This window comes from Pseudonocardia asaccharolytica DSM 44247 = NBRC 16224 (assembly GCF_000423625.1).
GTDB lineage: Bacteria > Actinomycetota > Actinomycetes > Mycobacteriales > Pseudonocardiaceae > Pseudonocardia > Pseudonocardia asaccharolytica.
In genome coordinates, this window is the sequence record NZ_AUII01000024.1 from 44,464 (window position 1) to 57,105 (window position 12,642).

Consider the following 12,642-nt stretch of genomic DNA (forward strand, 5'->3'; position numbering starts at 1 on the left):
GAGGTTCGCGGTCGGGCCGCTCAGAACGACAGATGGACCCGGACGGGCCCGACGACCAGCGAAACCGACCATGGCCGGCGGCGGACCTCGCAGCGGACCGGGATCGGCACCGGGCCCGATCGAGACGGTGCGTCCGCCGCGGCCGATGCCGCGGGCCGGCGCGGCGGCTGCGGCCCGGCGCCGGAGCGCGGTTTCGCGCGCGCGGGCCCGGGATCGCGGGGTGGTTGGCGACCGCGCAGCGCCCGGTAGGCGGCCTGCACCTCGTCGAGGGTGATGGCCTCCCGGGCCGCGGTGGGATCCCGGGTGTCGGGGTGCAGTTCGCGCAGGCGCCGTCGATAGCCGCGCGCGATGTCGGCGGCCGAGGCACCGGGAGCGACCCCCAGGACCGCATACGGATCCCGGTTGCTCGCCGGCCCATCGTGCGGGGGGATGCGGGCCATGACGGTTCCGTCTTTCGTGTTCGGGCACCGGTGCGCCGCCCCGCCGGCGAGGCGGCTGGATACCGCCGACTCTACGACGGCATCCACGCACCGGCATGCTGCGCGCCCGGCGTCGGCCGCAGACCTCAGAGAGGAGACAGCATCGCCGGAATCGAGCCGGGGAGACAGCGCCGCCGGTTCCCACGGCCGGGCGACCCCGGCACAACGTGCGTCCGATCCTGAAAGGCACGCCGGCGAGATGTCACGGACATGGCGAGGGGTCCTTCGTCAGCCGTTTTGCAACGGCGCGCCGGATCGCATCTTTGGGCATACAATCGAGCGAACAACAATCGAATGCCGACCGAACTGCGCCTCTGCCGACCGCAGAGGCTGAGGTGCTGGTGCGTGCCGACCAGGCACGGGTCTGGACTGCCGAATCGATCTGGAGGCAGCGCAGGCAGTTCCACCGATTCTCTCTCCACCAGGACGAATGATCCTGCCTTGGTTCAGTGACGATGGAGGGCGGCGATGGTGCAGATCCAGGAGGTCCGACTGGTCGACGACCTGACCGGTGAGCAGGCCGACGAGACGGTCGTGTTCGGCTTGGACGGCAAGGGGTACGAGATCGACCTGTCGAAAGCGCACGCCGAATCGCTGCGCAACGTGCTCGCCGAGTTCGTCGCGGCGGCGCGGCGGGCCGATGGCGGGCGGCGCGGACGACGGGCGAGCGCCGGCCGTCGAACGGCGGCCGGGCCCGACGGCGGGGCGCCGGCGCGCCCGGCCGTCGTGGACCGCGCGCAGAACCAGGCGGTTCGGGAATGGGCGCGCGAGCACGGAATGAAGGTTTCCGAGCGCGGCCGGATCCCGGCCGACGTCCTGCGGGCCTACCAGCAAGCGCATTAACCTCCCTCGGTGGAGAGCGGTATCTGCCTACGGCCCTGCACCGGGGTCCGCGTCGGCCTCGAGGACCCGCAGGATTCTCCGGCGGGCGAGCCGTTCGACGAGTTCCGGCAGCGCGCCCGGAGGTTCGCTCTGCAGATCGTGGCGGCAGTCGAGAACGACGCGGCTGATGAGGGCCAGGTCGAGCCGGGAACCGAATTCGGCCATGAGCCGCTCGGTGGCATCGGCCAGGGAGAGGTGGTCGTCGCCCGGCTCGATATCCCTGAGCGCGCTGGGGGAGGAAGTCGGATCGGCTCGGACCGGCCCGTCGCTGTGGGGCTGCAGCCATACGTTGGACGGACTCACCGAACACCTCCAACCGGTTCGTCGATCGGATCAACCGTCGTCGTGGCGCGGGATCAGCTCGGGGTGAGGAGCGTGTCCGTCGGCGCCTCCTCGACGGGCGGTCTCTCGCGTCCGACGTCGTCCTTGAGGTCGTCGACGCCCGGACCATGGAGAGCGGCGAGGAGCTGCACGTGCTGAGCGCTGGGGGAGCGATCCGTGGAGTCCGCCGGGTCGACCTGCTGGAGATCGGAAACATGCTGGCGCGCTGCCATGAGTCCTTCTCCTTCCAATGTCATAAAGCTATAGCTAACATATTAGCTATTGATATGGCATGGGTCACTATCGAGTGGGACCGTATCCGGTCGGTCCTCGGAAGGGGGTGGTTGCCGGAAGAGGATCGGGACGCGCCCGAGGGACGTGGGTCGCATCCGGAACCGAGCCAGGGCGCCGTCACCGCGGGCGAGATCGCGGGTCTCTTCGGCGTGTCCGCCGATCAACACCGCTGAGGACGTCGGCCCCACCACCACCTTGCCTGCCGGTGGGGCCGCTGTCTGTCCGGGGTGACCGTCCCGACGATCCATCCGGATGCCGCCAGGTAGAGCCGGTCAAGCACGAGGACCCAGCAAGGGTTTGCCCGGTCTGGTCGCGGCGGCGTGTTCGTAGCGCGTCCGCCGCGAACAAGGCAGGGTCCAGCAGAAACCCCTGTCAGATGCCATTTGCCCGAGGCGATGGCCAACCGGGCCGGGCGCCGGAACCCGAGATCAACACCACATTCGATTCAGGGTTTGGCCGCGGCAGGGATGGGCAACCGGCAGGTACGGAAGGAGAACGGACATGCCATGGCCACGAGGACCGACAATGTGAACGGTCGTGAACCGGCCGGCGGCCACGGGACGAGGCCGAGCCTGAACACCAGGTTCGATGCCACCGAACCGTTGGAGCTGCACCATCACGCGGATCCCCACGAGCTCAGGGCGATCCGCGCGGAGATCGCAGACTGGGCCGATCGGACGGGGCTCCCTGACCACACCCTGGTCGATCTCCAGCTCGCAGTCGGCGAGGCCGTCGCCAACAGCGTCGAACATGCCTACCGCGGCCGTCGGCCAGGGACCGTCGATGTCCGACTCGATGTCCACCGACGCGGTGCGCACCGAGTCGTCAACGTCCGGATCGCCGATCGCGGACGTTGGCATTCCCGGCCCCGGCACAGCGGAAATCGCGGACGGGGGCTGTTCCTCATCGGAGAACTGGCCGAGCAGGTGCGGGTGACGCCGAGCCTGATGGGCACCGAGGTCCGCTTCACGATCCCGATCGGCAACTGAGACGGGCAGGCCTCAGCGGGTGGAGCCGGGCACCGATCCGCCGGAGACGAGCCGCCGCGAGCCCGTCGGGCCGTATCGGATCGAGCGCAGGCCGGGCAGCGCGACCGCGGAGCGCTGAACCGGGCGGCGGAAGCCTCGCACCACCGGCCATGCCGGGGCGGGCGGAAAGATACCGTCCAGAGCGGACGCCACGGGAACTCCGACGCTGGAACGCAGCAGCTCGTGGTACTCGTCGTACTGGGCGACGGCCGCCGCGATATTGCCCTGCGCGAGATGCGCCTCGATGAGCGCCCTGCGCGCGCTCTCCCGGCTGGGCGCGGTCGCCACGGCGGTCTGGGCCAACTCGATCGCGGCATCGTGATGTCCCGCGGCAGTGAGCCGCAGGCTCAGGTCCTCACACGCGTTCAGCCGCAGCTGGCGGAAACGTTCGCGCTCGATGGCGATCCACGACGCGGTCCAGGAGGGGAGGATGTCCGCCCGCAGGGCGGACGTGTCGGCGATCTCGGTGGCGGGACGTTCGGGCAGCGTGCGCACGAGGGCCATCGCCTCGGCAAGATCGACCTCGACGTCAGGGGCGAGTGCCACCGGCGCGTCGGTGATGGACGGCCCGGCGCCGACGAGCAGCCCGGGTACGTCGATCGCGTCGAGGGCCTCGGCCAGCAGCCGCAACGCCGCGTCGGCGGGAACCTCCGGCCACAGGTCGGCGGCCAGCGCGAGCCGCGGCTGGGGCCGCGGGTGCACGGCCAGATAGGCCACCACCCGGCGGGCGTCCGCGCTGAGCGGCACGCCGGCGCCGTCCTGGTCGAGGGCAAAGGATCCGAGCACCGTCACCCGGTGCAACGGCCGTCGCTGATCGTCAGGCATGGATATCCCCGCAGGTGGTGAAACGTCTGTGTGTCGACCCGTCCGCAGGCCTCATGGCACCGAGTACGCCGGCGAGTCTTCTCCGCCGCACACAGCTTGCCAAGGGGCTCTTTCGTCACATCTGCAGCCTGCGTACGGCGGACGGGTGACGTCGATCGGATCGATCTTAACTCATGGGGAAGCGTGTAACCGAACGTGGGTACCCGCACGGTCCTGCCACACATGCAGCAGGTCACACAGCTGCCGGGCGATCCACATGCCGCGGCCCCGGGGGTCGGTCGGACGCGGCGCCCGCAGGCCCGGCAGCGGATCGGCGAGGGTGCCACCGTCGTGCACCTCGCACACCAAGCCGTCGGCGGAGAGCCACAGTGACAGCTGCGCCTCGCGTGTGCCGTGCTCGACGGCATTCGTCGCGATCTCGTTGATCGCCAGCACGATGTCCTCGATCCGGGCGGGGGTGAACGAGGTACCGGTGAGCAGGTTGGCGACCGCGGTGCGGACCTCGCGCAGCTGCCACGCCGTGTAGGTGAGCTGGACGTCCGGCGGGCCGAGCAGCGCGGGCGCCGGGGTCGGGGTCGCCTCCAGCACCTCCCGGGGGAGGCGGTGGGCCGGGTTGTGCCGGAACTCGCCGTCGACGAGCAGCAGCGGATGGTTGCGCCGGGCGCCGTCGAGGATCTCCAGGTGCAGGGGCAGCTCGGGATAGAAGCACAGCAGGCTCACCGGCAGGTCGCCGAGCGCGATGTTGGCCGCGGCATCGAACTCGGTCCAGTACCGGCCATCGACGCCGTCGAGCCGGTTGTCGTGCTCGGCGACGACCGTGACATGCCCCGATTCGCTGGTCAGCTCGCGCAGCTCACGGGCGCGCCGTACCGCGGTGGTCTGCCCCGAGCCACGGGTGAACGGGTGCGGCTCGGCCAGCACGATGAGCCCGGCGGGGTTGCCGAGCGCGGTGTGCAGCGCCCGTTCCGTAGCGGGGCGCACCGACAGCGCGACGGGTTCCCCACGCTCGAGGAGCGTGCCGATCAGCGGCAACAGCTGCGCGACGAGGTCGTCGGGGGAGCAGAAAAACCCCGCGGCGTGCCGCAGCCGAAGCGGGACCGCGACCCGGGTTGTCTCGACCTTCATCGCACCTCTCGAAGAGTCCCGGCCGTGCCTTCCCCGACCGTATCCGCCACCGTGTCCTGGCATTGCCGTCCCGGCCCATCCTCGTCCGGGGCAACGCCGGGCGTCGGGGGCGGAGCCTCGGCGCCTTCGTGCGGACGGCTGAACTCCAGCAGCACGAGCTGGGCGGCGAACGGCGCCCCGCACCGGTCGAGCACGCGCGCGATCCACGGCCGGACGTCGCGCAGAACCAGCCGATGGGTGCTGGGGAATCCCTCGGCCCCCTGTACCAGGGCAACGGCGCCCGCGACGTCGAGGAATCTCAGCGAGGCAAGGTCGAGCTCGATATCGGTCGGGGCCGAGTGTGAGCGCAGCGCGTCGTCGAGGGTGGTCTCGAGCAACCGGGTGACCGCGGGTCGGTTGCTGTGGTCGATATCGCCGGCCAGTCGCGCGCTGGTGGCCCCGGTGCGGGTGATGCGCAGCAGCCCGTCGTCGTAGGCGGTCGGAGGGGTCAGCTCCTTGCCGTGCAGGCCGCACAGCCGTTCGATCTGGGCATCGGTGTAGCGGACCCGGTCGTAGAGGCAGAGCGCGGTGACGCTGCGGCTGCGGACCAGCTCGTCGAGCTCGCTTTCGAACTCGACGATGTCGAGCAGGCCGGGCCGGGTGGTGCCGTAGCTCATCTGGCCCGTCATCCGCAGGCCCGCGTATCCGCGTGCCTTCGCCTCGTCGATCCGGGCGCACATCAGCTTCCGGGCCTCGGACAGCGACGCACGGAACAGCTGGCGAATCCTCGCCGCCGGAAGGATCTCCAGCTGCCCGGTGCGCAACGGCTGATCGACCGGTACGCGGTCATCGGCCAGCCGACCCAGCACCGAATCGACGGTGCCGTCGTCGAAATAACACACCTGCTCGTTGCGGGACAGCCCGCCGGCCACGAAGTCCGCCGAGATCTCCCAGAGCTGCTCGTCGCTGACCGGAACCGCGCATACGTGATCGCCGGGGCCCACATCCGCCGTCGATCTCACCACTGTGTGTACCCAATCGGAGCTTTGTACGATGTTGCTGCAGACACTGCATGGTCCCGGAGCCGTTCGGTACCACCACCCCTCATGTTCCCGCCGAACCGGCGGTCCCGCGCGATGAACGGGTGTGCGGATCCGCCCGTACGGCCCGACCAGCTGCTCAACCGGGTTTGGCCGTGGTCAGGACCGTGAAGCCGGCGCCGACCAGCCGTCGGTTCACCGGGCCGGTCAACCCGGCGGCGCGCAGCAGATGCTCCTGCTCCTCCCGGGTGGGCAGCACGTTGCCCCACAGCAGCTCCTCGAACCCGGTCATCAGTGGGAACCAGAACTCCGGTTCGCGGGCCTGCTGCGGAGTCGACGGGTAGGTCTCGTCGACGATCACCAGCCACCCCGCCGGTCGCAGTGCCGCGGCGGCGTCGATGATCACCTTTGGCCGTTGCTCCGGCGCGATCTCGTGCAGCACCTCGACCAGCACGACCACATCGACCTGTGTGCCGCCGAGCGCCTCGGAAACCGACCCGTGGTGCAGCCGGACCCGACCGTCGACGCCCGCCGCCGCGACCTTCTCCGCCGCGACCGCGAGCGAGTCGGCATCGATGTCCACCCCGATACAGCGTGCGACCGGGAACCGTTCGGCCACCGCCACCAGGAGCGTTCCCGTGCCGCAGCCGATCTCCAGCACCGCCCCGCCCGCCGCGAGCGCGTCGGCGACACCGGGCAGCTTCGGCAGGAGCCCGCGGGCGGTCATCGTCTGCAGCCCGCGGGTGGCCTCCGCGACCAGCCGGGCGAACCCGTCGCCGCGGCCCTGGAACGGGGTGACCGCTCCGGTGCGCATCGCCTCGGCGGTCGCCTCGAAGTCCCGGGTGGCGACCTCCGTGCCGAGCAGGACGTAGCCGGCCAGATAACGGGGGTCGGTGGGGTCGGTGAGGATCGCGTCCAGATGCGGGGCCAGCCGGTAGCCGTCGGTGCCGTCGGGGATATCGAGGACCCCCAGCCCGTGCGCCGTGCGACACCACGTCGCGGCATAGGGCTCGTGCAGCTGCAGCCGGTCCGCCAGCTGCGCCACCGTCGCACCGGGATGCGCGGCCAGGTCGTGCACGATCCCGGTCCGCAACCCGACCGCGAGCAGCCAGGTGGCGTCGAAACCGCGCCGCCACTCGACGATGCGCCCGACCTGTTCGTCGGGGATGGGCTCCGGGGTACCCATCACGTCACCAGCGCCGGGACGACCGCCTCGATGAGGTGCGGGCCGGGCTCGGCCATGGCCCGGTGAAGCGCCGCGGCGAGTTCCTCGGCGGCCCCGGCCCGAACCGCGGGTACCCCCATGCCGCCCGCGATCTGCACGAAGTCCAGCCGCGGGTCGCCGAGGTCGAACAGCGCGCGGGCTCGTTCGCCGCCTGCGGCCGCGCCCACCCGGGTGAGCTCCAGCCGCAGGATCGCGTATGCGGAGTTCTGGTAGAGGACCGTGGTGACGTCGAGGCCTTCCCGGGCCTGGGTCCACAGGGCGGAGATCGTGTACATCGCGCTGCCGTCCGCCTGCAGGCACCAGACGGGCCGGTCCGGGCAGGCCAGGGCCGCGCCGGTCGCGGCGGGCAACCCGTAGCCGATGGCTCCGCCGGTGAGGGTGAGCCAGTCGTGCCGCGGGGCGCCCGCGGTGGCCGCGGCCAGGCCCGTCCCGGAGGTGATCGCCTCGTCGACGACGATCGCGCCCTCGGGCAGCAGCGCTCCCACGACGGCCGCGGCGCTGTCGGCGGTGAGGGTGCCGGTGGGGAGCGCCGGACGCGACCCGGTCGCGTCCGGCGCCCGGACGTCTGATGCGACGAGGTCGGCGAGCGCCTCGAGAGCGGCGGTCGCGGCGCCGTCGCGGGGCGCGACCTCGTGCACCTGACAGCCGTCGGGAACCAGGTCGCTGGGCTTGTCCGGATAGCCGAAGAACGTCACCGGGCGCTTCGCCCCGGCCAGGATCAGGTGCCTGATCCCGGTGAGCTGGTGGACCGCCAGGTCGGCGAGGTATCCCAGCCGCGCCACCGGCGGGAGGCCGGCGCCGCGTTCCATCCGGGTCGGGAACGTCTCCGACAGCAGCCTCGCGCCGGTGGCCGCGGCGATCCGGGCGGCGGCGTGCAGCCCGCGCTCGCGGGTGGCCTCGCCGCCGATGAGCACCAGGCACGGCTCGCCGGAGCCCAGCGCCTTGGCCGCGGTGTCCACCGCGCCGGTGCCGGGGGTGTCGCGGAGTCGCCGGGCCGCCGGTACCGCGCCGGGCGGGGCCCCCACCGCGTCGGCCGCCGCGTCGGCCCAGGACACGTCGGCGGGCAGGATCAGGGTGGCGACCCGCCCCGGCGGGCCGGTCGCGGCGGCGATCGCCGCCGCGACGTCCTGGCCGATCTCGGCGGAGCTCGCGCAGCGCCGCACCCAGCCCGACACGGTGCCGGCGATCGCGTCGAGGTCGGAGTCCAGCGGGGCGTCGTAGCGCTTGTGGAAGGTCGCGTGGTCGCCGACGATGTTGACCACCGGGGTGCCGGCCCGCCGCGCGTTGTGCAGGTTGGCCAGCCCATTCCCGAGGCCGGGCCCCAGATGCAACAGGGTCGCGGCGGGCCGGTCGGCCATCCGCGCGTAGCCGTCGGCGGCGCCGGTGGCGACACCCTCGAACAGGGTGAGCACCCCGCGCATCCTCGGCACCGCGTCCAGCGCGGCCACGACGTGCATCTCCGAGGTGCCGGGGTTGGCGAAGCAGACCTCCACACCGCCGTCCACCAGCGTCTGGATCAGTGCCCGGGCTCCGTTCACGATGTGCGCTCCTTCGTCGCGCCCGTGAGTGCGTAACAGTGTTAGAACACTGTTACGCACTCACGGGGGTGGGTCAGCTGGGCGCATTCCCGTTCACCGCGACCGAGACCCCGGTACCGGGCCCGCAGCGGAGGGTCTGCAGCACGACGCAGTAGCGCTCGGTCAGTTTGATCAGCGTCGCGATCTGCTCGGCGTCGGCGTCGGTGGTGAGGTCGAACGTCAGCCGGATGTCGCGGAACCCGACCGGCGCCTCCTTGTCGACACCCAGGGTGCCCCGGAAGTCGAGGTCGCCCTCGACGTGCACCCGCCCGCCCACCGGGATCGCCAGCGCCGTTGCGACCGCCCGCAGCGTCACTCCCGCGCAGGCGGCGAGCGCCTCGAGCAGCATGTCGCCCGAGCAGAGCTGAGTGCCGTCGCCGCCGGTTGCCGGATGCAGACCGGCCTCGGCCGGCGCGGTCGCGGTCCGTACCCGGCAGGCGACACCGCTCCCGTCCAGTTCGCCGTCGGCCCGCAGCGTCACCAGCGCCGATCCCGGGTCCTCCCGATAGCGGGCCTTGAGCGGGGCCTGCAGATCTTTCAGCGATTCGGTATCCACGATGTCATCGTGCCGTCCCGGCCGCCGATCGGCACTGCTCGGGCGACTGGCGGGGTCGGGCCGCAGGCACCGTCGTAGGCTGCCGGGCGTGGCCGACGCGCCGAGCACTCCAGTCGATCGGGTGGTGACCATCCCGAACGTGCTGAGCGTGCTGCGGCTGGCCGGGGTGCCGCTGTTCCTCTACCTGCTGCTCGGGCCGCGCGCCGACGGCTGGGCGCTCGTCGTGCTGGTGGCAGGCGGGTTCAGCGACTGGCTCGACGGGAAGCTCGCCCGCATGCTCGGGCAGTACTCCCGGCTCGGCGCACTCCTCGACCCGGCGGTGGACCGGCTCTACATCCTCGCCGCGCTCATCGCCCTCGGGGTCCGCGAGGTCGTGCCGTGGTGGGTGGTGGTCGTCCTCGTCGGCCGCGACCTGGTGCTCGGGTTGTGCCTGCCGGTGCTGCGCCGCCGTGGATACGGCCCGTTCGTGGTCACCTATGCGGGGAAGGCCGCGACATTCCAGCTGCTCTACGCCTTCCCGCTGCTGCTGGTCGGGCAGGGCAGCGGATGGTTCGCCGAGCTGGCCCTGCCGTTCGGGTATGCCTTCGCCGGCTGGGGGGTGGCGCTGTACCTGTGGTCCGGGCTGCTCTATCTGACCCAGTTCGTGCTGGCCCTGCGCACCCCGGCCGTCGTCGCGGCCCAGGCCCGCGACCCCGAGGCGACCACCGCACGGTGAGGGCTACGCTGCCCAGCGTGATCCCCGAGGACCTCCGCTACACCGAAGCCCACGAGTGGGTCCGAGAGCTGGGCGACGGCGTCGTCCGCGTCGGCATCACCGACTACGCGCAGCAGCAACTCGGCGATGTCGTGTTCGTCCAGCTGCCGGCGGTCGGCGACAGCTTCGCCGCCGGGGATGCGCTGGGCGAGGTCGAGTCCACCAAGTCGGTGTCCGACATCTACGCTCCGGTGCCCGGCGAGGTCATCGCCGTGAACGACGCGCTGGAGGGCAGCCCGGAACTGATCAACTCGGCTGCCTACGATTCCGGCTGGATGATCGACCTCCGGCTCGCCGAGGGTGCCTCGGCACTGCTCGATGGCCTGCTCGATGCCGCGGCGTATCAGCAGCTGACCGAAGGGTCCTGATCCTGGCCCGCACGGTAGGTTTGTGTCGTGGCGCGGAGAGGACCGGGCCGTCCAACCACACACCCCAGGAGGAGACCCCGAGGTGACCACGAACGAGGGGCCCGGTGTTCCGCCGGAACGTGCTCCGGAAACCACGTCGGTCTTCCGGACGGACTTCTTCGCCGATGCTGAGCAGGCGGCGCAGGAGCAGACGGTCTCCGGCGTCGACGCGCTGCCTCCGGGCTCGGCGCTGCTGGTGGTCAAGCGCGGCCCCAACGCCGGCTCCCGCTTCCTGCTCGACCGGTCGACGACCAGCGCCGGCCGCCACCCCGACAGCGACATCTTCCTCGACGATGTCACCGTCTCCCGTCGCCACGCCGAGTTCCGCCGTGACGGAGGCGAGTTCGTCGTCGTCGACGTCGGTAGCCTCAACGGCACCTACGTCAACCGGGAACCGGTCGACACCGCGGTTCTCGCCAACGGCGACGAGGTGCAGATCGGCAAGTTCCGGCTGGTCTTCCTTACCGGGCCGCGTGGAACGGACACGGACCGCGGCTGAGCGCGACTGTGATTTGGCTGCGAACTGCCCGTCCGGAGGCGCGCGCGGTGGGGATCGCCCGTGTAGCGTCGGGGGGGTCAACGCCGGGCGGGTCACCGGAGCGAAACAACTCCGGGGACTGAACGGTGTGCGGACGCACGATGGGTGAGGAGGCGGGCGCACATGAGTGAGATGCGCGTCGTGGGTGTCAGGGTCGAACTGCCCGCGAACCAGCCCATCCTCCTGTTGCGGGAGACGAACGGAGACCGGTACCTGCCGATCTGGATCGGGTCGGTGGAGGCCACCGCGATCGCGCTGGAGCAGCAGGGCGTGAAGCCCGCCCGGCCGCTGACCCACGATCTGCTGAAAGACGTGATCAGTGCGCTCGGGCGCCGCCTGGAGCAGGTTCGGATCACGGATCTGCAGGAGGGCACCTTCTACGCCGAGCTGATCTTCGACAGCGGGATCAAGGTGTCCGCGCGACCGAGCGACTCGGTGGCGTTGGCCCTGCGGGTCGGGGTACCGATTCACGCGGCGGAGAGCGTGCTCTCCGAGGCGGGGCTCGTGATCCCCGATGAGCAGGAGGACGAGGTCGAGAAGTTCCGGGAGTTCCTCGATTCGGTGTCCCCGGAGGACTTCCGCGGCGCCCAGCCCGGTTAGGTGGTGTCGTCACCCGCGGTGGGTGACGTGCGTCGGCGCGGCACATTGACCGGCCGCTCGGACCCGCTTACCGTCGGCATCATCGAGCTGATCAGCGGGACGGGCGCACCGCAGGCGCCGAGCCCGGCGGGAGGGAGTGCCGTGGACGCGTCGCCGCCCCACGCGCCTGAGCAGGGCGAGCTCTTTCCGGACCCCCTGCTCGGCGACGGGCTCGAAGGACTACCCGACCAGCTGGTCGGCTTCCGCGGGCCGACGGCCTGCCAGATCGTGGGCATCACCTACCGCCAGCTCGACTACTGGGCGCGTACCGGGCTGGTCGTCCCCTCGATCAGAGGTGCCGCCGGATCGGGCAGCCAGCGGCTGTACTCCTTCAAGGACGTGCTGGTCCTGAAGGTCGTCAAGCGACTGCTCGACGCCGGCGTCTCGCTGCAGAACATCCGGGTCGCGGTCGAGCACCTGCGCCGCCGCGGGATCCGGGACCTGGCCGGCATCACGCTGTTCAGCGACGGCACGACGGTGTACGAGTGCTCCTCACCGGAGGAGGTCGTCGACCTGCTGCAGGGTGGCCAGGGGGTGTTCGGTATCGCCGTGTCCGGGGCGATGCGTGAGATCAGCGGCTCGATCAAGGACTTCCCGACCGAACGCGCCGACGGGGGCACCGTCGACGATGCCCCCGAGGACGAGCTCTCGCGCCGTCGCGCCCGCCGCGCCATCAGCTGACCGCAGCCTCGCCGTCGTGGAACGGTGACCCCCGGGAGGGACGTCGGGTCCGTACCGTCGGCTCGCCCGCGCCTCATCATGATCGGTGTTTCGGAGTCGGCGACCGCTCACCCCGTGGCCGATGCCGCCGAAACGCTGATCACGGCCGTTCGCGCCGTCCCGGCCGGTTGCGGCTAAGCTCACGAGTAGTCGCCGAACCCGCGCGGGAGAGACCCGGTCAGCCCGGGCGCCGAAGGAGCAACTCCTCCCCGGAACCTCTCAGGCATGAAGGACCGCGCGGGCGAGACGCCTC

General features: G+C 71.3%; 16 protein-coding genes and 1 riboswitch. Of the genes, 7 read left to right on the forward strand and 9 right to left on the reverse strand.

Going from position 1 to position 12,642, the window contains the following annotated elements; translation table 11 throughout:
• Positions 1 to 20 precede the first annotated feature (20 nt).
• Positions 21 to 440, reverse strand: a complete 420-nt coding sequence (locus G567_RS32320; protein WP_051233321.1) for a DnaJ domain-containing protein — start codon at positions 438 to 440, stop codon at positions 21 to 23.
• Positions 441 to 947: 507 nt separating this feature from the next.
• On the opposite strand from G567_RS32320, the gene G567_RS0119680 reads away from it, so the two are divergent.
• On the forward strand, positions 948 to 1,322 hold the full coding sequence (locus G567_RS0119680) for a histone-like nucleoid-structuring protein Lsr2 (RefSeq protein WP_028931330.1): 375 nt from the start codon (positions 948 to 950) through the stop codon (positions 1,320 to 1,322).
• Between the two features lie 27 nt (positions 1,323 to 1,349).
• Here G567_RS0119680 and G567_RS30030 read toward each other — a convergent pair whose 3' ends face one another.
• Entirely contained in the window at positions 1,350 to 1,664 is a 315-nt protein-coding gene (locus tag G567_RS30030) for a hypothetical protein (RefSeq protein WP_037057724.1), read from the reverse strand.
• Between the two features lie 53 nt (positions 1,665 to 1,717).
• The gene (locus G567_RS0119690; RefSeq protein ID WP_028931331.1) at positions 1,718 to 1,915 is read right to left on the reverse strand and encodes a hypothetical protein; all 198 of its coding nucleotides are present in this window, start codon (positions 1,913 to 1,915) and stop codon (positions 1,718 to 1,720) included.
• A gap of 567 nt (positions 1,916 to 2,482) precedes the next feature.
• On the opposite strand from G567_RS0119690, the gene G567_RS0119700 reads away from it, so the two are divergent.
• Positions 2,483 to 2,965 (forward strand): ATP-binding protein, encoded by a 483-nt coding sequence (locus G567_RS0119700; protein WP_161631727.1) that lies wholly within the window; start codon positions 2,483 to 2,485, stop codon positions 2,963 to 2,965.
• A 12-nt stretch (positions 2,966 to 2,977) separates the two neighbouring features.
• On the opposite strand, the gene G567_RS30035 is transcribed toward G567_RS0119700, so the two are convergent.
• The 6 genes from G567_RS30035 to G567_RS0119730 form a co-directional block, all read right to left on the reverse strand.
• On the reverse strand, positions 2,978 to 3,829 hold the full coding sequence (locus G567_RS30035) for an AfsR/SARP family transcriptional regulator (protein ID WP_147201318.1): 852 nt from the start codon (positions 3,827 to 3,829) through the stop codon (positions 2,978 to 2,980).
• A 171-nt stretch (positions 3,830 to 4,000) separates the two neighbouring features.
• Complete coding sequence (locus G567_RS0119710) at positions 4,001 to 4,954, reverse strand: anti-sigma factor RsbA family regulatory protein (RefSeq protein ID WP_028931334.1); 954 nt, start codon at positions 4,952 to 4,954, stop codon at positions 4,001 to 4,003.
• Positions 4,951 to 5,955, reverse strand: a complete 1,005-nt coding sequence (locus G567_RS30040; protein WP_245585717.1) for an MEDS domain-containing protein — start codon at positions 5,953 to 5,955, stop codon at positions 4,951 to 4,953. Before G567_RS30040 ends, G567_RS0119710 begins: the two co-directional genes overlap by 4 nt.
• Positions 5,956 to 6,112: 157 nt before the next feature.
• On the reverse strand, positions 6,113 to 7,159 hold the full coding sequence (locus G567_RS35635; protein WP_028931335.1) for a class I SAM-dependent methyltransferase: 1,047 nt from the start codon (positions 7,157 to 7,159) through the stop codon (positions 6,113 to 6,115).
• The gene (locus tag G567_RS0119725; protein WP_028931336.1) at positions 7,159 to 8,736 is read right to left on the reverse strand and encodes an acetolactate synthase large subunit; all 1,578 of its coding nucleotides are present in this window, start codon (positions 8,734 to 8,736) and stop codon (positions 7,159 to 7,161) included. Before G567_RS0119725 ends, G567_RS35635 begins: the two co-directional genes overlap by 1 nt.
• A gap of 73 nt (positions 8,737 to 8,809) precedes the next feature.
• Positions 8,810 to 9,331 (reverse strand): OsmC family protein, encoded by a 522-nt coding sequence (locus G567_RS0119730; RefSeq protein WP_028931337.1) that lies wholly within the window; start codon positions 9,329 to 9,331, stop codon positions 8,810 to 8,812.
• A gap of 88 nt (positions 9,332 to 9,419) precedes the next feature.
• On the opposite strand from G567_RS0119730, the gene clsA reads away from it, so the two are divergent.
• From clsA to G567_RS0119755, 5 genes are all read left to right on the forward strand, one after another.
• Positions 9,420 to 10,046, forward strand: a complete 627-nt coding sequence (clsA, locus tag G567_RS30045; protein WP_051233323.1) for a cardiolipin synthase ClsA — start codon at positions 9,420 to 9,422, stop codon at positions 10,044 to 10,046.
• Positions 10,047 to 10,063: 17 nt separating this feature from the next.
• Entirely contained in the window at positions 10,064 to 10,453 is a 390-nt protein-coding gene (gene gcvH, locus G567_RS0119740) for a glycine cleavage system protein GcvH (protein ID WP_028931338.1), read from the forward strand.
• Between the two features lie 82 nt (positions 10,454 to 10,535).
• The gene (garA, locus tag G567_RS0119745) at positions 10,536 to 10,991 is read left to right on the forward strand and encodes a glycogen accumulation regulator GarA (RefSeq protein ID WP_028931339.1); all 456 of its coding nucleotides are present in this window, start codon (positions 10,536 to 10,538) and stop codon (positions 10,989 to 10,991) included.
• Between the two features lie 162 nt (positions 10,992 to 11,153).
• Complete coding sequence (locus tag G567_RS0119750) at positions 11,154 to 11,630, forward strand: bifunctional nuclease family protein (RefSeq protein WP_028931340.1); 477 nt, start codon at positions 11,154 to 11,156, stop codon at positions 11,628 to 11,630.
• A gap of 141 nt (positions 11,631 to 11,771) precedes the next feature.
• Entirely contained in the window at positions 11,772 to 12,350 is a 579-nt protein-coding gene (locus G567_RS0119755; RefSeq protein ID WP_028931341.1) for a MerR family transcriptional regulator, read from the forward strand.
• Between the two features lie 193 nt (positions 12,351 to 12,543).
• Positions 12,544 to 12,635: riboswitch (glycine riboswitch) on the forward strand.
• The last annotated feature ends 7 nt before the right edge of the window (positions 12,636 to 12,642 follow it).

What these genes read in the sequence shown, in the direction of transcription:
- G567_RS32320 (WP_051233321.1), bottom strand. Translation starts at nt 440, where the DNA reads ATGGCCCGCATCCCCCCGCACGATGGGCCGGCGAGCAACCGGGATCCG.
- G567_RS0119750 (WP_028931340.1), top strand. Translation starts at nt 11,154, where the DNA reads ATGAGTGAGATGCGCGTCGTGGGTGTCAGGGTCGAACTGCCCGCGAAC.
- G567_RS0119690 (WP_028931331.1), bottom strand. Translation starts at nt 1,915, where the DNA reads ATGGCAGCGCGCCAGCATGTTTCCGATCTCCAGCAGGTCGACCCGGCG.
- G567_RS0119710 (WP_028931334.1), bottom strand. Translation starts at nt 4,954, where the DNA reads ATGAAGGTCGAGACAACCCGGGTCGCGGTCCCGCTTCGGCTGCGGCAC.
- G567_RS30035 (WP_147201318.1), bottom strand. Translation starts at nt 3,829, where the DNA reads ATGCCTGACGATCAGCGACGGCCGTTGCACCGGGTGACGGTGCTCGGA.
- G567_RS0119680 (WP_028931330.1), top strand. Translation starts at nt 948, where the DNA reads ATGGTGCAGATCCAGGAGGTCCGACTGGTCGACGACCTGACCGGTGAG.
- G567_RS35635 (WP_028931335.1), bottom strand. Translation starts at nt 7,159, where the DNA reads ATGGGTACCCCGGAGCCCATCCCCGACGAACAGGTCGGGCGCATCGTC.
- G567_RS0119700 (WP_161631727.1), top strand. Translation starts at nt 2,483, where the DNA reads ATGGCCACGAGGACCGACAATGTGAACGGTCGTGAACCGGCCGGCGGC.